24 protein-coding genes are annotated in these 22,778 nt (G+C 59.1%); 14 read left to right on the top strand and 10 right to left on the bottom strand.

The window, feature by feature from the left end; genetic code table 11:
* Positions 1–49: 49 nt before the first annotated feature.
* The 3 genes from rpmG to radC form a co-directional block, all read right to left on the bottom strand.
* Positions 50–217, bottom strand: a complete 168-nt coding sequence (rpmG, locus tag ACOI7D_RS20970; protein WP_002922510.1) for a 50S ribosomal protein L33 — start codon at positions 215–217, stop codon at positions 50–52.
* A gap of 20 nt (positions 218–237) precedes the next feature.
* On the bottom strand, positions 238–474 hold the full coding sequence (gene rpmB / locus ACOI7D_RS20965) for a 50S ribosomal protein L28 (RefSeq protein WP_000091955.1): 237 nt from the start codon (positions 472–474) through the stop codon (positions 238–240).
* 216 nt (positions 475–690) lie between these two features.
* Positions 691–1,356, bottom strand: coding sequence for a RadC family protein (radC, locus tag ACOI7D_RS20960; RefSeq protein ID WP_017900054.1), 666 nt, complete (start codon positions 1,354–1,356; stop codon positions 691–693).
* A 172-nt stretch (positions 1,357–1,528) separates the two neighbouring features.
* On the opposite strand from radC, the gene coaBC reads away from it, so the two are divergent.
* The 3 genes from coaBC (at position 1,529) to slmA (ending at position 3,900) form a co-directional block, all read left to right on the top strand.
* Entirely contained in the window at positions 1,529–2,743 is a 1,215-nt protein-coding gene (coaBC, locus tag ACOI7D_RS20955) for a bifunctional phosphopantothenoylcysteine decarboxylase/phosphopantothenate--cysteine ligase CoaBC (protein ID WP_044525069.1), read from the top strand.
* Entirely contained in the window at positions 2,721–3,179 is a 459-nt protein-coding gene (gene dut, locus ACOI7D_RS20950) for a dUTP diphosphatase (protein ID WP_004145270.1), read from the top strand. The genes coaBC and dut overlap by 23 nt, the downstream gene beginning before the upstream one ends.
* Positions 3,180–3,303: 124 nt before the next feature.
* Entirely contained in the window at positions 3,304–3,900 is a 597-nt protein-coding gene (gene slmA, locus ACOI7D_RS20945) for a nucleoid occlusion factor SlmA (protein WP_004205072.1), read from the top strand.
* Positions 3,901–3,945: 45 nt separating this feature from the next.
* Here slmA and pyrE read toward each other — a convergent pair whose 3' ends face one another.
* Together pyrE and rph are read right to left on the bottom strand one after the other, a co-directional pair.
* Positions 3,946–4,587: an orotate phosphoribosyltransferase gene (gene pyrE / locus ACOI7D_RS20940; RefSeq protein ID WP_004205073.1), complete on the bottom strand. Its 642-nt coding sequence runs from the start codon at positions 4,585–4,587 to the stop codon at positions 3,946–3,948.
* A 65-nt stretch (positions 4,588–4,652) separates the two neighbouring features.
* On the bottom strand, positions 4,653–5,369 hold the full coding sequence (gene rph, locus ACOI7D_RS20935) for a ribonuclease PH (RefSeq protein WP_023319338.1): 717 nt from the start codon (positions 5,367–5,369) through the stop codon (positions 4,653–4,655).
* Positions 5,370–5,495: 126 nt separating this feature from the next.
* On the opposite strand from rph, the gene ACOI7D_RS20930 reads away from it, so the two are divergent.
* Positions 5,496–6,359, top strand: a complete 864-nt coding sequence (locus ACOI7D_RS20930; RefSeq protein WP_002922636.1) for a YicC/YloC family endoribonuclease — start codon at positions 5,496–5,498, stop codon at positions 6,357–6,359.
* 58 nt (positions 6,360–6,417) lie between these two features.
* Here ACOI7D_RS20930 and ACOI7D_RS20925 read toward each other — a convergent pair whose 3' ends face one another.
* Entirely contained in the window at positions 6,418–7,668 is a 1,251-nt protein-coding gene (locus ACOI7D_RS20925; RefSeq protein WP_060589882.1) for a chloride channel protein, read from the bottom strand.
* Positions 7,669–7,943: 275 nt separating this feature from the next.
* Between ACOI7D_RS20925 and ACOI7D_RS20920 the strand changes: the two genes are divergently transcribed.
* Entirely contained in the window at positions 7,944–8,561 is a 618-nt protein-coding gene (locus ACOI7D_RS20920) for a trimeric intracellular cation channel family protein (protein ID WP_002922654.1), read from the top strand.
* Positions 8,562–8,566: 5 nt separating this feature from the next.
* On the opposite strand, the gene ligB is transcribed toward ACOI7D_RS20920, so the two are convergent.
* The gene (gene ligB, locus ACOI7D_RS20915) at positions 8,567–10,246 is read right to left on the bottom strand and encodes an NAD-dependent DNA ligase LigB (RefSeq protein WP_109546810.1); all 1,680 of its coding nucleotides are present in this window, start codon (positions 10,244–10,246) and stop codon (positions 8,567–8,569) included.
* A gap of 258 nt (positions 10,247–10,504) precedes the next feature.
* On the opposite strand from ligB, the gene gmk reads away from it, so the two are divergent.
* From gmk to fpr, 7 genes are all read left to right on the top strand, one after another.
* Complete coding sequence (gmk, locus tag ACOI7D_RS20910) at positions 10,505–11,128, top strand: guanylate kinase (protein WP_002922664.1); 624 nt, start codon at positions 10,505–10,507, stop codon at positions 11,126–11,128.
* A 54-nt stretch (positions 11,129–11,182) separates the two neighbouring features.
* A complete protein-coding gene (gene rpoZ / locus ACOI7D_RS20905; RefSeq protein ID WP_000135058.1) occupies positions 11,183–11,458 on the top strand; it encodes a DNA-directed RNA polymerase subunit omega in 276 nt (91 codons plus the stop codon).
* Positions 11,459–11,476: 18 nt separating this feature from the next.
* Positions 11,477–13,597 carry a bifunctional GTP diphosphokinase/guanosine-3',5'-bis pyrophosphate 3'-pyrophosphohydrolase gene (gene spoT / locus ACOI7D_RS20900; RefSeq protein ID WP_004205080.1) on the top strand — a complete coding sequence of 707 codons (2,121 nt, stop codon included), beginning with the start codon at positions 11,477–11,479 and terminating at the stop codon, positions 13,595–13,597.
* Between the two features lie 163 nt (positions 13,598–13,760).
* Positions 13,761–14,450, top strand: a complete 690-nt coding sequence (trmH, locus tag ACOI7D_RS20895; RefSeq protein ID WP_017900060.1) for a tRNA (guanosine(18)-2'-O)-methyltransferase TrmH — start codon at positions 13,761–13,763, stop codon at positions 14,448–14,450.
* A gap of 5 nt (positions 14,451–14,455) precedes the next feature.
* Positions 14,456–16,537 (top strand): ATP-dependent DNA helicase RecG, encoded by a 2,082-nt coding sequence (gene recG / locus ACOI7D_RS20890; RefSeq protein ID WP_109546809.1) that lies wholly within the window; start codon positions 14,456–14,458, stop codon positions 16,535–16,537.
* A 48-nt stretch (positions 16,538–16,585) separates the two neighbouring features.
* Entirely contained in the window at positions 16,586–17,596 is a 1,011-nt protein-coding gene (gene glpX / locus ACOI7D_RS20885; RefSeq protein ID WP_065813141.1) for a class II fructose-bisphosphatase, read from the top strand.
* A gap of 150 nt (positions 17,597–17,746) precedes the next feature.
* Positions 17,747–18,493, top strand: a complete 747-nt coding sequence (fpr, locus tag ACOI7D_RS20880) for a ferredoxin--NADP(+) reductase (RefSeq protein WP_048298571.1) — start codon at positions 17,747–17,749, stop codon at positions 18,491–18,493.
* Here fpr and ACOI7D_RS20875 read toward each other — a convergent pair whose 3' ends face one another.
* The gene (locus tag ACOI7D_RS20875; protein ID WP_004173894.1) at positions 18,494–18,922 is read right to left on the bottom strand and encodes a DUF805 domain-containing protein; all 429 of its coding nucleotides are present in this window, start codon (positions 18,920–18,922) and stop codon (positions 18,494–18,496) included.
* 112 nt (positions 18,923–19,034) lie between these two features.
* On the opposite strand from ACOI7D_RS20875, the gene ACOI7D_RS20870 reads away from it, so the two are divergent.
* Positions 19,035–19,634, top strand: coding sequence for a YiiQ family protein (locus tag ACOI7D_RS20870; protein ID WP_023291378.1), 600 nt, complete (start codon positions 19,035–19,037; stop codon positions 19,632–19,634).
* A 109-nt stretch (positions 19,635–19,743) separates the two neighbouring features.
* Positions 19,744–20,511: a triose-phosphate isomerase gene (gene tpiA / locus ACOI7D_RS20865; RefSeq protein WP_002922909.1), complete on the top strand. Its 768-nt coding sequence runs from the start codon at positions 19,744–19,746 to the stop codon at positions 20,509–20,511.
* Positions 20,512–20,602: 91 nt separating this feature from the next.
* Here tpiA and ACOI7D_RS20860 read toward each other — a convergent pair whose 3' ends face one another.
* The gene (locus ACOI7D_RS20860; RefSeq protein WP_023291379.1) at positions 20,603–21,907 is read right to left on the bottom strand and encodes an SLC13 family permease; all 1,305 of its coding nucleotides are present in this window, start codon (positions 21,905–21,907) and stop codon (positions 20,603–20,605) included.
* A gap of 64 nt (positions 21,908–21,971) precedes the next feature.
* Complete coding sequence (locus tag ACOI7D_RS20855) at positions 21,972–22,742, bottom strand: CDP-diacylglycerol diphosphatase (RefSeq protein WP_072199002.1); 771 nt, start codon at positions 22,740–22,742, stop codon at positions 21,972–21,974.
* Positions 22,743–22,778: the final 36 nt, after the last annotated feature.

The following is a 22,778-nucleotide window of genomic DNA, read 5'->3' as shown; positions in this document are numbered from 1 at the left end:
AAAACAAAAAACCCCGCCGGAGCGGGGTTTTTATACAAGGAGGCTAAAATTATTTGATTTTAGCTTCTTTGTAGATAACGTGCTGACGTACAACCGGATCGTACTTTTTCAGTTCCATTTTTTCCGGTTTGGTACGTTTGTTCTTCGTGGTGGTGTAGAAGTGACCAGTACCAGCGGAAGAAACCAGCTTGATTTTCTCACGAATACCTTTAGCCATGATTTATTTCCTCTAAGTACTTAGTACTTTTCGCCACGGGCACGCAGTTCAGCCAGAACTGTATCGATGCCTTTCTTATCGATTACACGCATACCTTTAGCAGATACGCGCAGGGTGACAAAACGCTTCTCGCTCTCAACCCAGAAACGGTGAGAGTGCAGGTTCGGCAGGAAACGGCGTTTAGTCGCGTTCAGTGCGTGGGAACGGTTGTTACCGGTCACCGGACGCTTGCCAGTAACTTGGCAGACTCGGGACATGTCTATTCTCCAAAAATCAAATTAGCTCGAGCTTCGTATGGGGTATTGGCGCCTCGTCAGGCTTTACAGCCTGGTCATCGCAGTTCAATGTGAACTCTCGACTGCCAGGCCCAAATGCCAAACCCGAGATTCTCAAAGGTGGCGTAGTATACGCTGACTCGGCGATGTGCTCAAGTCCCGAACAGACAAAGATCCCGAAGGATCGCCAGTTCGGGGCTAAATCCAGCCACGTTCGGCAAAAGATACATACGCACCGCGGCCGATAACCAGATGGTCAAGCACACGTATCTCCATGAATCGACAACACTTTACCACCCTTTCGGTAATCAGCCTGTCAGCCTGACTCGGCTCCGGACTACCGGAGGGATGATTATGCGCAAGGATCACGGCGGCGGCGTTTACTTTGATGGCTTCGCGTACAATTTCTCGCGGATGCACCTCAACGTGGCTAAGAGTACCAGAAAAAAGGCGGCTATGTTTCAACACGCGGTTCTGATTATCTAAAAAGATCACCATAAAGATCTCGCGCTCCTCTTCCGTCAGCTGGCTTTGCAAAAATTCCCGCGTCATTGAGGGGGTGACCAGCGCGGCCTCCTCAACCAGCTGCGAGCTAAAATAGCGCCGCGCCAGCTCGGCAATCCCCTTCAGTTGCGCATATTTCGCCAGCCCCAGCCCGTCAACGGCAACCAGTTGCGCTTTATCAGCGGAAAGCAGAGCGTAGAGCGAACCAAAACGCTGCAATAACGCCTGGGCGTAGCTCAGCACATCCTGACGGCGTGTGCCAATGCGCAGAAACAGCGCCAGTAGCTCAACGTCCGTCAGCGCCTCGATGCCGAATTGCAGCATCTTCTCCCGTGGCATCAGATTTTCCGTTCCGTCCATGCGCCCTCCTGCGTGAATCAGCCTATCCTGGCACAGCCTGACGACGCTGCCGACCCGCCGCTTTTCACCCTGCGTAGCCGCTCGCAAAGTGAATGCCCGTCAGAGGCACGACGGCGGCAGGATTGTGATAAGATGCGCGGATTCTGGTCTACGGCAACAGGAATACATCATGATGACTCTGGCGGGTAAAAAAATCGTCCTGGGCGTCAGCGGCGGTATCGCGGCGTATAAAACCCCGGAACTGGTACGGCGACTACGTGAACGCGGCGCGGAAGTGCGTGTCGCAATGACGGAGGCGGCAAAAGCGTTCATCACCCCACTCAGCCTGCAGGCGGTATCCGGCTATCCGGTTTCCGACAGCCTGCTCGATCCGGCGGCGGAAGCGGCCATGGGCCATATTGAGCTCGGAAAATGGGCCGACCTGGTGATCCTCGCCCCGGCGACCGCCGATTTGATCGCCCGCGTGGCGGCAGGCATGGCCAATGATTTGGTGTCGACGATCTGTCTCGCCACCCCTTCCCCGGTTGCCGTCTTGCCCGCCATGAACCAGCAGATGTATCGCGCGCAGGCCACCCAGCATAATCTGCAGACGCTCGCTTCCCGCGGCCTGCTGCTGTGGGGACCGGACAGCGGTAGCCAGGCCTGCGGCGACGTCGGCCCGGGGCGAATGCTCGATCCGTTAACCATCGTGGAGATGGCCGCACAGCATTTCGCTTCCCCTGTCAAAGATTTGCAACATCTCAACCTCATGATTACCGCGGGCCCGACCCGTGAGCCGTTGGATCCGGTGCGTTACATCTCAAACCACAGCTCCGGTAAGATGGGCTTCGCGATTGCCGCCGCCGCCGCACAGCGCGGCGCGAACGTGACCCTGGTCAGCGGACCGGTATCGCTACCGACACCGCCCTTTGTGCAGCGCATTGATGTCACTACCGCGCTGGAAATGGAAGCGGCCGTCCAGGCCAGCGCTCAGCAGCAGCACATTTTTATTGGCTGCGCCGCGGTGGCGGATTACCGCGCCGCCGCCATCGCCGAAGATAAAATAAAAAAACAAGGTGATGAATTAACAATAAAAATGGTTAAAAACCCGGATATCGTCGCCGGGGTTGCAGCGCTAAAATCGCATCGCCCCTACGTCGTTGGGTTTGCCGCCGAAACGAATAATGTGGAAGAATATGCGCGGCAAAAACGTGCCCGCAAAAACCTCGACCTGATTTGCGCCAACGATGTTTCCCAGCCTAATCAGGGATTTAACAGCGATAGCAACGCATTACACCTTTTCTGGCAGGATGGGGAAAAGCGCTTACCACTTGAGCGCAAGGAACTCCTGGGCCAATTATTACTCGACGAGATCGTGACCCGTTATGATGAAAAAAATCGACGTTAAGATTCTGGACCCGCGTGTCGGCCAGCAATTTCCGCTGCCGACCTATGCCACCTCCGGCTCCGCCGGACTTGACCTGCGAGCCTGTCTCGACGACGCCGTAGAGCTGGCGCCGGGCGCAACCACGCTGTTGCCGACCGGCCTTGCGATTCATATCGCCGATCCCTCTCTGGCGGCGGTGATCCTGCCGCGCTCGGGCCTGGGTCATAAGCACGGCGTGGTGCTGGGCAACCTGGTGGGCCTTATCGACTCCGATTACCAGGGGCAGCTGATGGTGTCCGTCTGGAACCGCGGTCAGCAGAGCTTTATTATCGAGCCGGGCGAACGTATCGCGCAGATGGTCTTTGTGCCGGTCGTGCAGGCGGAATTTAACCTGGTGGAATCTTTCGATGCCACCGACCGCGGCGAAGGCGGCTTCGGTCACTCAGGGCGTAAATAAGCCCAGCAACACGGAATCTGCATCCCAACGCGCATAATGCAATAACATCACCGCAAACTCTGGTTTGCGGTCGCGTTGTGGATGTCTGCCTGACAAGTGCTTATTTTCAGGGGTATTTTAAAACATGGCAGAAAAGCAAACTGCGAAACGGAATCGTCGCGAAGAAATACTTCAATCTCTGGCGCTAATGCTGGAATCCAGCGATGGTAGCCAACGTATTACCACCGCGAAACTGGCGGCTTCCGTCGGCGTTTCTGAAGCCGCGCTGTATCGCCATTTTCCCAGCAAAACCCGCATGTTTGACAGCCTGATCGAGTTCATTGAAGACAGTCTGATTACGCGCATCAATTTGATTCTGAAAGATGAGAAGGACACATCCGCGCGCCTGCGCCTGATTGTTCTGTTGATTCTTGGGTTTGGCGAGCGTAATCCTGGGCTGACGCGCATCCTCACCGGACACGCGCTGATGTTCGAACAGGATCGGCTGCAGGGCCGTATCAACCAGCTTTTTGAACGCATCGAAGTGCAGCTGCGTCAGGTGATGCGCGAGAAAAAAATGCGCGAAGGCGAAGGCTACACTCTCGACGAAACGCTGCTGGCCAGCCAGCTGCTGGCCTTCTGCGAGGGCATGCTGTCGCGCTTTGTGCGCAGCGAGTTCAAATACCGTCCGACGGATGATTTCGACGCCCGCTGGCCGCTGGTCGCCGCACAGCTGCAGTAGTTTTTTTGCATTGCCCGGTAGCGCTCTGCTTACCGGGCATTTTCGTTACACGCCGTAGGCTTCGCGATAAGCGCGAACTGCCGCCAGGTGTTCCGCCATCTCCGGTTTCTCTTCCAGGTAAGCGATCAGCTCTTTCAGGGTGACGATCGAGATAACCTGGCAGCCGTAATCCCGCTCCACTTCCTGAATGGCGGAGATTTCGCCGCGGCCGCGCTCCTGACGATCCAGGGAGATCAGCACACCCGCCAGCTGCGCGCCGTTGGCCTGGATGATCTCCATGGATTCGCGAATCGCCGTACCGGCGGTGATCACATCATCCACCAGCATGACCCGGCCCTGCAGTGGACTACCGACCAGATTGCCGCCTTCGCCGTGAGTCTTTGCCTCTTTACGGTTAAAGCAGTAAGGCAGGTCGCGGTCATGGTGTTCGGCTAACGCCACCGCGGTGGTGGTGGCAATCGGGATCCCTTTGTAGGCCGGGCCAAACAGCAGGTCGAACTCAATCCCGGAATCCACCAGCGCCTCGGCATAAAAACGGCCCAGCAGAGCCAGATCGCGCCCGGTGTTAAACAGGCCGGCGTTAAAGAAATAGGGGCTCTTACGCCCGGATTTCAGCGTGAACTCGCCAAACTTAAGAACCTGCTTACTAAGCGCAAACTCAATAAACTGGCGCTGATACGGCTTCATGGATTCGCTCCTCATCTTACTTTTTTACGGTCAAAAAAAAGGCGACTTCTCAGTCGCCTTAAAAACTAATCTGCTAACGCCGCCTTCTGCGTCGTAATAATGGATTCGATCCCCCCTCGGGCTAACGCCAGGAGAGTGAGGAGCTCTTCATGGGTGAACGGCTCGCCTTCTGCCGTACCCTGCACCTCGATGATGCGACCATCTTCGGTCATCACCACGTTCATATCGGTTTCCGCGGCAGAGTCTTCGATGTACTCCAGATCGCAGATGGCTTCGCCATTAACGATCCCAACAGAGACCGCCGCCACCATCCCTTTCATCGGGTTAGTTTTCAGCTTGCCGGCCGCCACCAGCTTATTCAGCGCGTCGGCCAGCGCCACGCAGGCACCGGTAATAGACGCGGTGCGGGTGCCGCCGTCGGCCTGCAGCACATCGCAGTCGAGGGTGATGGTAAACTCGCCCAGCGCTTTCAGATCAACCGCCGCGCGCAGCGCACGGGCGATCAGGCGCTGAATTTCCATCGTCCGGCCGCCCTGTTTGCCTTTTGCCGCTTCACGCGCGTTACGCGTGTGCGTTGAACGCGGCAGCATGCCATATTCAGCGGTGATCCACCCCTGTCCCTGTCCTTTCAGGAAACGCGGTACGCCTTCGTCAATGGAGGCGGTGCACAGCACTTTGGTATCACCGAATTCAACCAGCACAGAGCCTTCAGCGTGTTTTGTGTAATTACGGGTCAGGGTAACGGGGCGCACCTGGTTGGCGCTACGACCTGCTGGACGCATGATAGAAATCTCCGGCTTGAAACGAATGTGGCTGCGCATTATACGGATTAAAGGCGCTTATTCCTATCCTGATAAGGTCTCGAAAGCTATAATCCTCCCCACTCTTCTTTAAAAACAGGAACGTCTATGATCCGCAGTATGACCGCCTATGCCCGCCGTGAAATCAAGGGTGACTGGGGTAGCGCCGCATGGGAGCTGCGCTCGGTAAACCAGCGCTATCTGGAAACGTACTTCCGCCTGCCGGAGCAGTTCCGTAGCCTGGAGCCCGTGGTACGCGAGCGCATTCGCGCCCGCCTGACTCGCGGTAAAGTCGAATGCACCCTGCGTTTTGAACAAGACCCCAGCGCTCAGGGCGAACTGATTCTCAACGAAAAGCTAGCTAAACAGCTGGTTAACGCCGCCAACTGGGTAAAAATGCAGAGCGATGAAGGGGAAATCAATCCGGTTGATATCCTGCGCTGGCCGGGCGTGATGGCCGCCAAAGAACAGGATCTTGACGCCATCGCCGCCGACATTCTGGCAGCCCTTGACGGCGCGCTGGATGACTTCATCGTCGCTCGCGAAACGGAAGGCCAGGCGCTGAAAGCGCTTATCGAGCAGCGTCTTGAAGGCGTGAGCGGCGAAGTGGCGAAAGTTCGCGCTCATATGCCGGAAATTCTCCAGTGGCAGCGCGAGCGTCTGGTCGCCAAGCTGGAAGATGCGGAAGTGCAGCTGGAGAATAACCGTCTCGAGCAAGAGCTGGTGCTGATGGCGCAGCGTATCGACGTTGCCGAAGAGCTGGACCGCCTCGAAGCCCACGTAAAAGAGACCTACAACATTCTGAAAAAGAAAGAGGCTGTGGGTCGCCGTCTCGACTTTATGATGCAGGAGTTCAACCGTGAGTCGAACACCCTGGCGTCAAAATCGATCAATGCCGAGGTCACCAACTCTGCGATTGAGCTGAAAGTGCTGATCGAGCAAATGCGCGAGCAGATCCAGAATATCGAGTAATCTCAGATACCTTTCTGAAGGCCGGTTTACCGGCCTTTTTTCATTCATTTCAAAAGCACTATTTTTTATCCAGTACCCGGCAGGTCAAAAACGCCCCTGCCGCGCACAGCAGCGTCGGGGCCAGATAGCTGTGATCCATGTGGGTGAACTCCATCACCAGCACCACCGCCGTCAGCGGCATCTGCATGGAGGCGGCGAGAAAAGCGGCTGCCCCCACCAGGGCGAAACTGCTTTCATCTCCGCCAGGGAACCCTGATTGCCAGAGCGCGCAGAGCAGCAGGCTGGCCAGCCCGCCCACCGCCAGCCCCGGGGTTAACAACCCGCCTTCCGCGCCGCCGCGCAACACCGCCAGGATCACCACCAGCTTCAGCCCTAACAGGATCGCGACCATGGAGTGAGGCAGCCCGTCGCTGAGCGCCAACTGCATCGGCCCCTTGCCATTGCCCGGTAGCGCAGGGAACCAGAGGCTAAGGACGGCCAGAAGCGAAAACGCCAGCAGACAGAACACCGGCATCTGCCAGTTACTTCGCACGCGTGAACGCGCTGCGCTGGTCGCTTTGCGAAAGAGCCAGGCGCCGGCGCCAAGAATCGGGCCCGCCAGAATCGCCCACCAGAGAAAGGTGTGCGGAAGCGCGCTGGAAACAAAATGGTATTGCGATTCATCCCCTAACCCGAGGGTGGCCGTCCAGGCGGCAATCGCCGAGGTCATTATCGCCGCCAGCGTTTTTTCCCAGCTAAACGACAGCAGCATGACCTCGAGGGTGAACAACGCCCCTGCCAGCGGGACGTTATACACCGCCGCCAGGCCCGCGCCCGCCCCACAGGCAATCAGCGTACGGGTTTCATCCTCCAGCAGGCGCAGCTTACGCGCCACCATCCCCGCTCCTAGCGCGCCCATTTCCCGAGGAGCCACTTCGCGGCCAAGCGGGGACCCCAGCGCTACGGTGACGATCTGCAGCAGAGCGTGGATCGTCGTGGTGCCCGCGGGCATGGGGACGGAAGGGTTAGCCACCGCCGCGGCAATGGAAACCCGCTTCTGCCCATAGCGACCAAGCAGCCACCAGCCAAATCCGGCGACGATGCCGCCGGCCACGATTGCCGCGATGCGACGTGGCCAGGGCGACGCCGTGACGCCCTGTAAAAATGATACCGAACCGACGATATGCGCTGGACTGTAGCCAAAAGCCAGGTGCTGAATGGCATGTAAAATCAGCGCCAGCGCCATACCGGACAGACCGGCCAGAATCCCGGTTAATGCCACGGCCATCAGGCGAGTCAGATAATGTTTGTTCCCGGCGGCGACACGCATTTTCTCATCTCCTCGAGAAAGAAAATAAAAGGATAAAGGTCGGGACTTAAACATTAGGTATTCATAGCGTTTTCAATATAGATAACCGATCGGGAATAAGACATTACTTTTTCTAATCTGTAAAAATTCAAAAAATAATACTTAACCACCAAATAAAGCCAATTTAAGCCATGTTGTCATTACTTTTTCCTGGCCTAACGACTTCACTTTAGAAAATATCAATCGTGATCCTGCGCACAAATCGTTAACCTGCCGGCCACTGTCTGGGGGGATCTATGCTGCTTCATGTTCTGTATTTAATCGGTATCACCGCGGAAGCCATGACCGGAGCGCTGGCTGCCGGTCGTCGGCGGATGGACACGTTTGGCGTCATTATTATCGCCACCGCGACCGCGCTGGGCGGGGGTTCTGTTCGCGATATCCTGCTGGGACACTATCCTCTCGGCTGGGTGAAGCATCCGGAATACGTCATCATTGTCGCCGTCGCCGCCGTCCTTACCACAATTGCCGCCCCGGTAATGCCGCACCTTCGCCGGCTTTTCCTGGTGCTGGATGCGCTGGGGCTGATCGTGTTTTCCATCATCGGCGCGCAGATCGCCCTGGATATGGGCGAAGGCCCGGTTATCGCCTCTATTGCTGCGGTCATCACCGGCGTTTTCGGCGGCGTACTGCGCGATATGTTCTGCAAGCGCATTCCGCTGGTCTTCCAGAAAGAGCTGTATGCCGGGATCTCGTTTGCCGCAGCGGTACTCTATATAGCGCTGCAACACTACGTCAGCAGCCACGATGTGGTGGTCCTGGCCACGCTGCTGTTCGGCTTTACCGCCCGCATGCTGGCGCTGCGCTGGAAGCTCGGGCTACCGGTCTTCCACTACACCCACGACGCCCACTAACCGCCTCAAAACCCGGGGATGCGCTGCCTGCTAAGCCATTGCGCCAGCGCCGCCACGTCAGGGTCATGCAGGAAAGCCACTAACTGTCGGGCTCTGATCGCCCCCACGCCCGGCAGCGTGCGCCATTGCGCTTCACTCTTTGCCGTGAGGAGGCGCCAGTTTTCACTGCTAGGCTGCGCCAGCGCCCCCTGGGGCACCGGGATCCCCATCGCCAGCACCCAGCGTATAAAAGGCCGTTTACGAATAAGATCAAACTGATGCCAGAGGTGCTGCCCGCGGGCAGCCGAGATCCCCGGCATCGCCTGCAGCTGCTCCGGCGTGAGCGCCAGCCAGGAAAAAAGATGCTCCATCGGGTGCTGCTGCTGAATAACGCGCCATACGCTTTCCCCTACGCCATCGATATCCAGCGCCGACTTTGATGACAACCAGACCAGCCGGGAAAGAAACTGTTCGCTGCACTCGGGGGTGGCGAAATAGCAGGTTAGCGCATTGAATTTCGCCGCCGGCGGCGTCGGTTTATGGCGCTCGACCGTCCGCCAGACAACAGCGTCGATCCTTGGAATACCCTGGCCTGCCAGACTGATCTGCAGCTGATCGCCAACCCCGATATCCAGCGCCTGCCAGCGGCTCACAGAGCCAACGTTAACCCGCTGCACGCGTTTGTCATCCAGCCGCTGGGGCTCAAGCTCAGCCACTACGTTGAGTCTGCCGCTGCGGCCAGTACTGAAATGGATCGCCCGCACCTCCATCACCCGCGATGCCGGAGGATATTTCCAGGCTGCCAGCCACTCGCCCCTTCCCGGTGACCAGACGCGCCCCGACGGTTCGCGTCCTTCACGCACAATCACGCCATCGCTGACGAAGGGGAGCGGCGAGCGATACCAGCGCTGGCGCCACTCCGCCACCTGCTCAACGCGCGTTACCGAATGGGTGTATTGTCCGCTGTAGCCAAACCCCGCCTGCGCCAGCAGCTGCTGTCGACGGCGCATATCCGAGGGACCGTCTGGCCAGGCCCAGATAAAAACGTCCAGCTGGCTCAGCGGCGCCGCCGCCGCGTCAGCCCGCATCATCAACCCGGCGACTTTCGCCCGCGCGTTCATTCCGCCAGCCTGCTCCTGAATATGCCCCTCCCGACGCAGAAATAGCTCCCCCTGCAGCACGCTGTTGGCCAGTTCGCCGGTCGTCAGCTTCGCCAGCGCCGGGATCTGCCGCGCTCGGGCGGTCCACAACTCACCGCGCAGGCCATCCCCGCGGCTAATAGCCTGAACCAGATGCCCCTGGCGATAGACCAGGGTGACCGCCACGCCGTCCACTTTAGGCTGTACCCACAGGTCGGCTTTATTTTTCATCCAGCGGGCCACGCTGGCCCCATCCGCCAGCTTGCGCACGCCAGTATGGGCGACTGGATGACGCGTATCGCCAGTCGGCGGAGGCAGATCGTCATCCTCAGGCGTCGCGCCCGGAAAGCATTGCCGCCACTGCGCCAGGCGCAAGGCGAGCTGGTCGTAAACGTCATCGCTCACCTCGCTGGCGCCCTGTCGCCAGTAAGCCTCGTTCCAGGCGTCAATCTGCTGATGTAGACGTGCGATCTCCTGTCTGCCTTTGGCCGGCGGCCAGTCCGGACACGTCGCCAGCGCGCTGGCGGAGAACATCCCTATCGCCAGCCACCCTCCTCCTTTACGCATTGCTGTCCCCTCCTTCATCACCTGGCGGAGAGTCTGCGGCAGAATGCCGGAAACCGCGACGGGCGCTTTTTCACCCTGCGAAGCGCCTTCCAGGATTTACACCTCGTTGCAGCAACGGCTGGCGAATTCAGGAAAACGGCAGGCAAAATGAAAGAAACAGCGGCAAAAAGTGTGACAAGGACTGCGTCACGCCGCGGCGACGTGTATAATAGGCTCGTATGTAGGACCTCTTTCGATAACCACATACAAAAGACACTCATGGCTCAAGGCACGCTTTATATTGTTTCCGCCCCTAGCGGCGCGGGTAAATCCAGCCTGATTCAGGCTTTATTAAAAACCCAACCGTTGTATGACACCCAGGTATCGGTTTCCCATACCACGCGGGCGCCGCGTCCGGGTGAAGTGCACGGCGAACATTATTTCTTCGTGAATCACGACGAATTCCGCTCGATGATTGGCGAAAACGCGTTTCTGGAACATGCAGAGGTCTTTGGCAACTATTACGGCACGTCGCGTAAAGCGATCGAGCAGGTGCTGGCGACCGGCGTTGATGTCTTCCTCGATATCGACTGGCAGGGCGCGCAGCAGATCCGTAAAAGCATGCCTGGCGCACGCAGCATTTTTATTCTGCCGCCGTCAAAAGATGAACTGGACCGTCGCCTGCGCGGCCGCGGCCAGGACAGCGAAGAGGTGATCGCGAAGCGAATGGCTCAGGCCGTTGCGGAAATGAGCCATTACGCCGAATATGATTACCTGATTGTGAACGATGATTTTGACACCGCCCTGAGCGACCTGAAAAATATCATCCGCGCTGAACGTCTGCGCATGAGCCGCCAAAAGCAGCGACATGGCGCTTTAATCACCAAACTATTGGCAGACTGAACCCACATTCAGTATCATGCCCAGTCATTTCTTCACCTGTGGAGCATTTTAAGTATGGCACGCGTAACTGTTCAGGACGCTGTAGAGAAAATTGGTAACCGTTTTGACCTGGTACTGGTCGCCGCGCGTCGCGCTCGTCAGATGCAGGTAGGCGGAAAGGATCCGCTGGTACCGGAAGAAAACGATAAAACCACCGTAATCGCACTGCGCGAAATCGAAGAAGGTCTGATCAACAACCAGATCCTCGACGTACGTGAGCGCCAGGAACAGCAAGAGCAGGAAGCCGCTGAATTACAAGCCGTTACCGCGATTGCTGAAGGTCGTCGTTAATCACACAGCGGGTCGCCCTTGTATCTGTTTGAAAGCCTGAATCAGCTGATTCAAAACTACCTGCCGGAAGACCAGATCAAACGTCTGCGGCAGGCGTATCTCGTTGCACGTGACGCTCACGAGGGTCAGACACGTTCAAGCGGTGAACCTTATATCACGCACCCGGTCGCGGTAGCCTGTATTCTGGCCGAGATGAAGCTCGACTACGAAACGCTGATGGCCGCGCTGCTGCATGATGTGATTGAAGATACTCCCGCCACCTACCAGGACATGGAACAGCTTTTTGGTAAAAGCGTCGCCGAACTGGTAGAGGGGGTATCGAAACTTGATAAGCTCAAGTTCCGCGATAAGAAAGAGGCACAGGCCGAAAACTTTCGCAAAATGATCATGGCGATGGTGCAGGACATCCGCGTCATCCTCATCAAGCTTGCCGACCGCACCCACAACATGCGTACCCTGGGCTCGCTACGCCCGGATAAACGCCGCCGCATCGCCCGCGAAACGCTGGAAATCTACAGCCCGCTGGCGCACCGTTTAGGTATCCATCACATCAAAACCGAGCTCGAAGAGCTGGGCTTTGAGGCACTGTACCCGAACCGCTACCGCGTCATTAAAGAGGTGGTCAAAGCGGCGCGCGGCAACCGTAAAGAGATGATCCAAAAGATTCTCTCGGAAATCGAAGGGCGTTTGCAGGAAGCGGGGATCCCCTGCCGCGTTAGCGGTCGCGAAAAGCATCTGTACTCGATCTACTGCAAAATGGTGCTTAAAGAGCAGCGTTTTCACTCGATCATGGATATCTACGCCTTCCGCGTTATCGTCCATGATGCCGATGTCTGCTACCGCGTGCTTGGCCAGATGCACAGCCTCTATAAACCGCGTCCAGGTCGTTTCAAAGATTACATCGCTATTCCGAAAGCGAACGGCTATCAGTCTTTGCACACCTCGATGATCGGCCCCCACGGCGTCCCGGTCGAGGTACAAATTCGTACCGAAGACATGGACCAGATGGCGGAGATGGGGGTCGCGGCGCACTGGGCTTATAAAGAGCACGGCGGCGAAAGCAGCACCACCGCGCAAATCCGCGCCCAGCGCTGGATGCAAAGCCTGCTGGAGCTGCAGCAGAGCGCCGGCAGCTCGTTTGAATTTATCGAGAGCGTTAAATCCGATCTGTTCCCCGATGAGATTTACGTTTTCACCCCGGAAGGGCGCATTGTCGAACTGCCCGCTGGCGCCACGCCGGTGGACTTCGCCTATGCGGTGCATACCGATATCGGCCATGCCTGCGTCGGCGCGCGCGTCGACCGCCAGCCCTATCCGCTGTCGCAGCCGCTCTCCAGCGGTCAGACTGTCGAAATTATTACCGCGCCGGGCGCACGTCCGAATGCCGCCTGGTTGAACTTTGTCGTCAGCTCGAAGGCGCGCGCCAAGATCCGTCAGCTGCTGAAAAACCTCAAGCGCGATGACTCGGTCAGCCTTGGCCGCCGCCTGCTCAACCACGCGCTGGGCGGTAGCCGCAAACTCGCCGAGATCCCGCCGGAGAATATCCAGCGCGAGCTCGACCGGATGAAGCTGGCCTCGCTTGACGATCTGCTGGCGGAGATCGGTCTGGGCAACGCCATGAGCGTGGTGGTGGCGAAAAACCTGCAGCAGGGCGAAGCCGCTGCGGCGCCGGTGCCGGCCAATGCCTCAAACCACGGCCATCTGCCGATCAAAGGCGCCGATGGCGTGCTGATCACTTTCGCCAAGTGCTGTCGCCCGATCCCCGGTGACCCGATTATCGCCCACGTCAGTCCCGGCAAAGGGCTGGTTATCCATCATGAATCCTGTCGTAACATCCGCGGCTACCAGAAAGAGCCGGAGAAATTTATGGCGGTTGAGTGGGATAAAGAGACCGCTCAGGAGTTCATTACGGAGATCAAGGTGGATATGTTTAACCACCAGGGCGCACTGGCTAACCTGACGGCGGCGATCAACACCGCCTCTTCCAATATCCAGAGCCTGAATACGGAAGAGAAAGATGGCCGCGTATACAGCGCCTTTATCCGCCTGACCGCCCGCGACCGCGTGCATCTGGCGAATATCATGCGCAAAATACGCGTCATGCCGGACGTGATTAAAGTCACCCGTAACCGAAATTAGCTTTTAGACAAAACATTCGAATTGCATCAAGGCGGCAAGCGAATGACAAATCTGCCGGGAGCAGATTTGAACGCTGCCTGCAGCGCCCCCGTCAGGGGCGAGGCCCAGGGATGGGCCGCGTGATCCGCAGCGGCTAAAGAGGTAATTCGAAGGATTAAGAGTAATGAATTCACAGCGTTATGCGCGTATCTGCGAGATGCTCGCCAGGCGTCAGCCTGACCTGACGGTCTGCATGGAGCAGGTCCATAAGCCCCATAACGTCTCTGCGGTCATCCGGACCGCAGACGCCGTTGGCGTACACGAGGTGCACGCGGTCTGGCCGAGCAGCCGGATGCGCACCATGGCCTCCGCCGCCGCGGGCAGCAACAGCTGGGTGCAGGTGAAAACCCACCGTACCATCGCAGATGCCGTCGGCCACCTCAAAGGCCAGGGTATGCAAATCCTCGCCACCCATCTTTCCGACAAAGCCATCGATTTCCGTGAAATCGACTATACGCGCCCAACCTGCATCCTGATGGGTCAGGAGAAAACCGGCATCACTCAGGAAGCGCTGGCCCTGGCCGATCAGGACATTATTATCCCGATGATCGGCATGGTGCAGTCGCTGAACGTCTCCGTCGCCTCGGCGCTGATCCTGTATGAAGCCCAGCGGCAGCGACAGAATGCCGGGATGTACCAACGCGCCAACAGCATGCTGCCGCCGGAAGAGCAACAGCGCCTGCTGTTTGAAGGCGGCTATCCGGTGCTGGCCCGCGTCGCGAGACAAAAAGGGCTGCCTTACCCCCACGTTAACGAGCAGGGCGAAGTGGAAGCCGATGCCGCGTGGTGGGCCACCATGCAGGCTGCGAGGTAAACCCGATGTCAGGCCGCCTGTTAGATGCCGTTCCGCTCAGTTCACTCACCGGCGTCGGGGCTGCGCAGAGCAGCAAGCTGGCGAAGATCGGCCTGCATACGGTACAGGATCTGCTGCTGCACCTGCCTTTGCGCTACGAAGATCGCACCCATCTTTATCCGATAGCCGATCTGCTTCCCGGCGTTTATGCCACCGTGGAAGGCGAAGTGCTCAACAGCAATATTACCTTCGGCGGCCGCCGAATGATGACCTGCCAGATCAGCGACGGCACCGGCATCCTCACCATGCGCTTTTTCAACTTCAACGCGGCGATGAAAAACAGCCTCGCGACCGGTCGACGCGTGCTGGCCTACGGTGAAGCCAAACGCGGGAAGTACGGCGCCGAAATGATCCACCCGGAATATCGCGTCCAGGGCGATATGAGCACCCCGGAGCTGCAGGAGACCCTAACGCCGGTCTATCCGACTACCGAGGGCATTAAGCAGGCGACCCTGCGCAAGCTCACCGATCAGGCGCTCGAGCTGCTGGAGACCTGCACTATCGGCGAACTCCTGCCGCCGGAGCTGGCGCAGGGGATGATGAGCCTGCCGGAGGCGCTGCGCACCCTGCATCGTCCGCCGCCATCGTTATTGCTTAGCGAGCTGGAAAGCGGCAAGCACCCGGCGCAGCAGCGCCTGATTCTGGAAGAGCTGCTGGCGCACAACCTCAGCATGCTGGCGCTGCGGGCAGGCGCCCAGCGCTATCACGCCCTGCCGCTCGGCGCCAACGATACCCTGAAAAATCAGCTGCTGGCCTCCCTGCCCTTTAAGCCCACCGGCGCGCAGGCGCGGGTCACCGCCGAGATCGAGCGCGATATGGCGCTGGACGTGCCAATGATGCGCCTGGTGCAGGGCGACGTCGGCTCCGGTAAAACGCTGGTCGCCGCCCTGGCCGCGTTGCGCGCTATCGCCCACGGCAAACAGGTGGCGCTGATGGCGCCCACCGAACTGCTCGCCGAGCAGCACGCCAATAACTTCCGCATCTGGTTTGCACCGCTGGGTATTGAAGTCGGCTGGCTGGCGGGCAAACAGAAAGGCAAAGCCCGCCAGGCGCAGCAGGACGCGATCGCCAGCGGCGAGGTGCAGATGATTGTCGGCACCCACGCCATCTTCCAGGAACAGGTGCAGTTTAATGGCCTGGCGCTGGTGATTATCGACGAACAGCACCGCTTCGGCGTACACCAGCGGCTGGCGCTGTGGGAGAAAGGTCAGCAGCAGGGTTTCCATCCGCATCAGCTGATCATGACCGCCACGCCGATCCCGCGCACCCTGGCGATGACCGCCTACGCCGACCTCGATACCTCGGTTATCGACGAGCTGCCGCCGGGCCGAACCCCGGTGACCACCGTCGCTATCCCGGACACCCGGCGCAGCGATATTATCGACCGCGTGCGCAACGCCTGCACCCACGAAGGCCGCCAGGCCTATTGGGTCTGTACCCTCATCGAAGAGTCCGATCTGCTGGAGGCCCAGGCGGCGGAAGCCACCTGGGAGGAGCTCAAGCTGGCGCTGCCGGAGCTGAATATCGGTCTGGTGCACGGGCGGATGAAACCGGCGGAAAAGCAGGCGGTGATGCAGGCTTTCAAGCAGGGCGAAATGCACCTGCTGGTAGCCACGACGGTCATTGAAGTCGGTGTCGACGTGCCGAACTCGAGCCTGATGATTATCGAAAACCCGGAACGTCTGGGTCTGGCGCAGCTGCACCAGCTCAGAGGGCGCGTCGGGCGCGGCGCGGTCGCTTCCCACTGCGTGCTACTCTATAAATCGCCGCTCTCTAAAACGGCGCAGAAGCGTCTGCAGGTGCTGCGCGACAGCAACGACGGTTTCGTCATCGCCCAGAAAGACCTTGAAATTCGCGGTCCCGGCGAGCTGCTCGGCACCCGCCAGACCGGCAACGCCGAGTTTAAAGTGGCGGATTTACTGCGCGATCAGGCGATGATCCCCGACGTTCAGCGCATTGCGCGCCACATTCATGAACGCTATCCGCTGCAGGCCCAGGCGCTGATCGAGCGCTGGATGCCGGAAACCGAACGCTATTCCAACGCGTAGCGCGCTTTTGCCGCGCTGCGGGCAATTTTTCTACACAATGAGTGGATTATGAAACGAGAACTGGCCATCGAATTTTCGCGTGTCACCGAAGCCGCCGCGCTGGCGGGCTATAAATGGCTGGGCCGCGGCGATAAAAACGCCGCCGACGGCGCCGCGGTGAACGCCATGCGCATTATGCTTAACCTCGTCAATATCGACGGCACCATCGTCATTGGCGAGGGCGAAATCGATGAAGCGCCGATGCTCTATATCGGCGAAAAAGTGGGCACCGGCAAGGGCGATGCGGTGGATATCGCCGTCGATCCCATCGAAGGCACCCGGATGACGGCGATGGGCCAGGCTAACGCCCTGGCGGTGATGGCGGTCGGCGATAAAGGCTGCTTCCTCAACGCGCCGGATATGTATATGGAAAAGCTGATTGTCGGCCCGGGCGCTAAAGGCGCTATCGACCTCAGTCTGCCGCTGGAAGAGAACCTGCGCAATATCGCCCGCGCGCTGAACAAGCCGCTGGGCGAGCTGACCGTCACCGTGCTGGCGAAACCGCGCCACGACGCGGTGATTGCTCAGCTGCAGCAACTGGGCGTGCGCGTGTTCGCCATTCCCGATGGCGACGTCGCGGCCTCCATTCTCACTTGCATGCCGGATAGCGAAGTCGACGTGCTGTACGGCATCGGCGGCGCGCCGGAAGGGGTGGTTTCCGCCGCGGTGATCCGCGCGCTCGACGGCGATATGCAGGGCCGCCTGCTGGCTCGTCACCACGTGAAGGGCGACAGTGAAGAGAATCGTCGCATCGGTGAAAACGAGCTGGCGCGCTGCAAAACCATGGGCATCGAAGCGGGTAAAGTGCTGCGCCTTGATGAAATGGCGCGCAGCGATAACGTCGTCTTCTCCGCCACCGGCATCACCAAAGGCGATCTGCTGGACGGCATCACCCGTAAGGGCAATATGGCCACCACCGAGACGCTGCTGATCCGCGGCAAGTCGCGCACCATCCGTCGGATCCAGTCGATTCATTACCTCGACCGTAAAGATCCGGACGTCCAGCAGCACATCCTGTAATACCGCTTTTTCTCCTCCAGGCAACCGTCCGCGGGCGGTTGTCCTGTTCTTCGTTTATATTTGATCAATAGAGCTTTCTTGCGCCTGCGGGGTGGAAATCTTGCCCGTCTGGGCCGAAGATAAAGCATCGCTTGGCAACAGGAGAAGACGATGGCGGACTGGGTTAGCGGCAAAGTGACAAAAGTGGAGTACTGGACGGACGCCTTGTTCAGTTTATACGTGCGGGCGCCGGTTCAGCCGTTTACCGCCGGGCAATTTACCAAGCTCGGGCTGGAAATCGACGGCGAACGCGTGCAGCGCGCCTACTCCTACGTCAACGCTCCCGGCAATCCCGATCTCGAGTTCTATCTGGTCACCGTCCCGGAAGGCAAACTGAGCCCGCGTCTGGCGGCGCTGAAGCCGGGCGATGAGGTCCAGGTGGTGAGCGAAGCGGCTGGCTTCTTCGTCCTCGAGGAAGTACCGGATTGCGATACCCTGTGGATGCTGGCGACCGGCACCGCGCTTGGGCCTTACCTGTCGATTCTCCAGGAAGGCAAAGATCTTGAGCGCTTTAACCATCTGGTGCTGGTCCATGCCGTGCGCTACGCCGCGGACCTGAGCTATCTGCCGCTGATGCGCGAGCTTGAGCAGCGCTACGCCGGCAAATTACGCATCCAGACGGTGGTCAGTCGCGAAACCGTGGCAGGCTCGCTGACCGGCCGGGTGCCGTTCCTGATTGAAACCGGGGCGCTGGAGGAGGCGGTCGGCCTGCCGATGACCAACGACACCAGCCATGTGATGCTGTGCGGCAACCCGCAGATGGTGCGCGATACCCAACAGCTGTTAAAAGAGACCCGGCAGATGACCAAACATCTGCGTCGCCGGCCGGGCCACATGACGGCGGAGCATTACTGGTAATCAGGCGTCCGCTTTCCAGCGCACGTCCTGGGTCTCCTTGCCGAACTTATTCTCGCCCTGGGTGCCGACAAACGCCCCCAGGTCGATCAGCATCATGACGATAATCAGCGTCGGCACAAAGCGCCCGACGCCCCACTGCCAGACCTGCGGCAGCATCGCCCAGTTCCCCGCCAGCAGCATCCACGCCAAAATCATCAGCAGCGCCCACAGTCCGGATTTGCCGCGATCGTGCAGTCGCTTCACTACCACCGCCGCCGTCGGCCACAGCAGGCAGACGATAATAAACGCCGCCGTCTGCAGATTAAGCAGATTGCTGCCTGCCAGGGTGAACAGAGCGCTCATGGTCACCAGCCAGATGGCAATCCAGATCCAGAAATCGCGGCGGCCAATGCGCCCTTTAATTGAGAATAACCACTGCTGTAGGGTCATGCGTTTTTCCTTATCATCATCGTCTGCGTAGTTTACCCTGGCGTCGTGACTTTTTGACAAGCGCCGCGCTTCCCGATTTAATCGTCAGCAGGCAAAAAAAGGAACGACGGGCATGAAGAAGTGGACAATCTTGTGTTTCAGTGGGCTGATGGGCCTTGCCGTCGGCCCGCACGCGTTGTCCGCAGAAAGTGAATCGACGACCGCTGCCCCCTACCTGCTCGCCGGCGCGCCGAGCTTTGACTTGTCGATCAGCCAGTTCCGGGAAAAATTTAACGCCGATAACCCGAAGCTGCCTCTGAATGAATTCCGTTCCATATCAACCAGCCGCGATCGGGCTAACCTGACCCGCGCCGCCAGCAAGATAAACGAAAATCTCTATGCCTCCACCGCGCTGGAGCGCGGCACGCTGAAGATCAAATCCATGCAGATCACCTGGCTACCGATCCAGGGGCCGGAGCAAAAAGCGGCGAAGGCCAAAGCGCTGGAGTATATGAGCGCCATGATCCGCGCCTTCGTGCCCACCCTTAGCCCGGCGCAGAGCCAGCAAAAACTGCAGAAACTGCTGACCGCCGGCAAAGGCAAACGCTACTTCGCCGACACCGAGGGCGCCGTGCGCTATGTGGTGGCAGATCATGGCGAAAAGGGTCTGACCTTCGCTATTGAACCGATTAAGCTGGCGCTATCTGAAACGCTGGAAGGTAACAATAAATGACAAAAAGCAAAGCCTTTCCAGTGACGAGTCTCTATACTGTTTCACAGACCATGCTGCCCTCGGGGGCGGCTATATTCCTTAATTCGCTTAAGTAGCGTGGAGAATTAAAATGCGACATCCTTTAGTGATGGGTAACTGGAAACTGAACGGCAGCCGCCACATGGTAAACGAACTGGTTGCGAACCTGCGTACCGAGCTGGCTGGCGTAAGCGGCTGTGCAGTTGCCATCGCCCCGCCGGAAATGTATCTGGACCTGGCTAAGCGTGCGGCAGAAGGCAGCCACATCCACCTGGGCGCGCAGAACGTTGACGTGAACCTGTCCGGCGCTTTCACCGGTGAAACCTCCGCCGAAATGCTGAAAGATATCGGCGCGCAGTACATCATCATCGGCCACTCCGAGCGTCGTACCTACCACAAAGAATCCGACGAGCTGATCGCGAAGAAATTCGCCGTGCTGAAAGAGCAGGGTCTGACTCCGGTACTGTGCATCGGTGAAACCGAAGCGGAAAACGAAGCGGGCAAAACGGAAGAAGTTTGCGCGCGTCAGATCGACGCGGTACTGAAAACGCAGGGCGCTGCCGCTTTCGAAGGCGTGGTTATCGCTTACGAACCCGTATGGGCTATCGGTACCGGCAAATCCGCGACCCCGGCTCAGGCTCAGGCGGTGCACAAATTCATCCGTGACCACATTGCTAAAGCTGACGCCAAAATCGCTGAGCAAGTGATCATCCAGTACGGCGGTTCCGTTAACGCTGGCAACGCAGCAGAGCTGTTCACCCAGCCGGACATCGACGGCGCGCTGGTTGGCGGCGCTTCCCTGAAAGCAGACGCTTTCGCGGTGATCGTGAAAGCTGCAGAAGCGGCGAAAAAAGCCTAATCCGCTTTTCCCGGCGGCGACACGCGACCGGGATGACTGATAAATCTCTGAAGCCCGGCTTCGCACAGCGCAAGCCGGGCTTTTTTTGCCGCTACAGTTTCCCCAACAGCTGATACCAGGCGTAGTCCAGCGGCAGCAAAATCAAATAGCTCACCGCCGCCAGCGCCAGACACAGCAGCATCCCCGCCCTCGCCGGGACCTTGCCTAACCCCATCGCGACCACGATCGGCGACGCTTGATACGGCAGCAGCGGCGTGGAATAGCCCAGCACCTGAATCATAATTACGCTCAGCAACGGGAAGCCGGTGGCGTCGGCAAAGCTCTGGGCAAAGGTGGTGTAGAGCGCCGGCACGCCGTTGGCGGTCATAATAAAGTTCAGCGCGCTGGTTATCCCGGTCAGAGCGAGAAAGCTGGTGAAAGGATTGTCTTTATCCAGGGGCATCACTTCCAGCAGCGCATTGCCCACCACGCCGCCAATCCCGGTTTGGGTGACGGTGATCGCCAGCCCCAGAATCCCGGCGACGTAGATGCAGGTGCGCATATTCACGCCGCTGGCAAACTCCTCGCCGCTGATAAAGCCCACCCGCGGCAGCAGCGTTACCACCGCCGCCGCCAGGCCGGTCCACGCCGGGCCGACGCCGTGCCAGCTCTCGGTCACCCACAGCGTGAGGACCACCGCCAGCAGCCACGCCAGACGCTTCTCGTCGCGGCTCATCGCCGGCAGCGGCGCCAGGTCGCGCGGCGGATGCGGCTTACCAGGAAACAGCCAGCAGATTAGCGCCACCAGCGCCGCCCCTTTCAGCCAGCCAAGCACCGGCGTATGCAGCAGTAAATAGGGGACATAATTCAGGTGGATACCGTACGAGCCTTCCGCCGCGCCGCTCATCACCAGATTCGGCACGTTGGCGGGCAGAATGGTCGCCGACAGCTGAAAGGTGCCGAATCCCACCGCCAGCGCCAGGCCGAACCAGCCGCGGCTACCGTCGGCAATGCCCGCCCGGCGGGCCATCGCCGCCACGATCGGCATCAGCAGCGCGATGCGCCCCATGTTGGAAGGCATCACGAACGCCAGGGCGTAGCTCAGGAGTACCACGCTGGCGACCATCCGCGGCCAGGAGTCGGTTAGCCGCGCCGACAACGCCTGCGCCGCCCGGTCCGCCAGCCCGGTTTTACGGATCGCGATGCCGAGCACAAAGCCGCTGAACACCAGCCAGAAGGCCGAGGAGGCAAAGCCGCCAAAGATCACCTCCGGCGGGGCGATTTTCGCCATCATCGCCGCAGCGAAAAACAGCAGCGCGGTGATAAACTCCGGCAGCAGCGACGTCGCCCAGAGCACAATGGTGACGCCGACAATCAGTGAAGGGAGGAACAGCGGGTGGGTAAGCCAGAGCGACATGCCTGTCTCCTGTCGTTTTTTTCAGCAAGAATACGACGACAGGTAAGACAGGTAAACGCCAGAACTAGTGGTTTGCGTTAAGGATGGCGCAGCGATGATCCTGAATCTCTTCCGCCGAGGCCCGGTTCAGAGACAGCAGGTTACGCTCCGTCGCCAGCAGCACCAGCGAGCCGTCGCTCTGCTGGGCCATCGCCAGCGCGAAGCGTCCCATATGCTGACGCGCCTCCGGCACCTCTTCCGCCAGCATCAGGAATGGGCTGCGCTGGGCCAGCTCCGCCTCCGTCACCCGGCGCGCCAGGTATTCATGGCCCTCAAGCCCACCCGGTAGCGGCAGCCAGCGGCTGCTGATCGCCGCCGCATCCTTATCTAACTGCGCGCGCACATCGGGGCGCAGGCAAGAGATATGAATATGGAAATGGTTTTGCGTGCGTCCGCTGCGCGAGTTGATTGCCAGCGATACCGCGTTATCCGGAACCGGCGCGCCGTGGCGCTGGCTCATGATTTCACGCCCCTGCCAGGCCTGCCAGAAGAAGTTGGGCGTCAGCGGATCCAACAGCAGCGGGCTTTCGGTGCCGTTAATGCGGTAAGTCGGCATCAGCAAATACTGCAGCGGGCCGTTACGGTCTTTAAACAGCACATAGCCGCCCTTGAGGTTCACTTCGGCGCACGGCGACGGGTTTTGCTGCTGTTGCTGATGGGGAACGCACTGCTGCAGAACAATCTTGCGCAACGCGTCCGGGTTGCCAGAGTGCAGCCAGTAGTAGCCGCCGGCCAGCGCCGCGAGGATCGCCACCAGCAGCGCCAGCAAAAAGTATCTTACTCTTCTCATTTTCATTCCCTGTTAAGCCTGAAGCGGAAGAGTAACGTAATT

The sequence above is a fragment of the Klebsiella sp. C360 genome (genome assembly GCF_048822415.1).
GTDB classification, from domain to species: Bacteria; Pseudomonadota; Gammaproteobacteria; order Enterobacterales; family Enterobacteriaceae; genus Klebsiella; species Klebsiella quasipneumoniae.
Note: the sequence above shows the minus strand (reverse complement) of the source record. Positions and strands in the feature narration are given on the sequence as shown.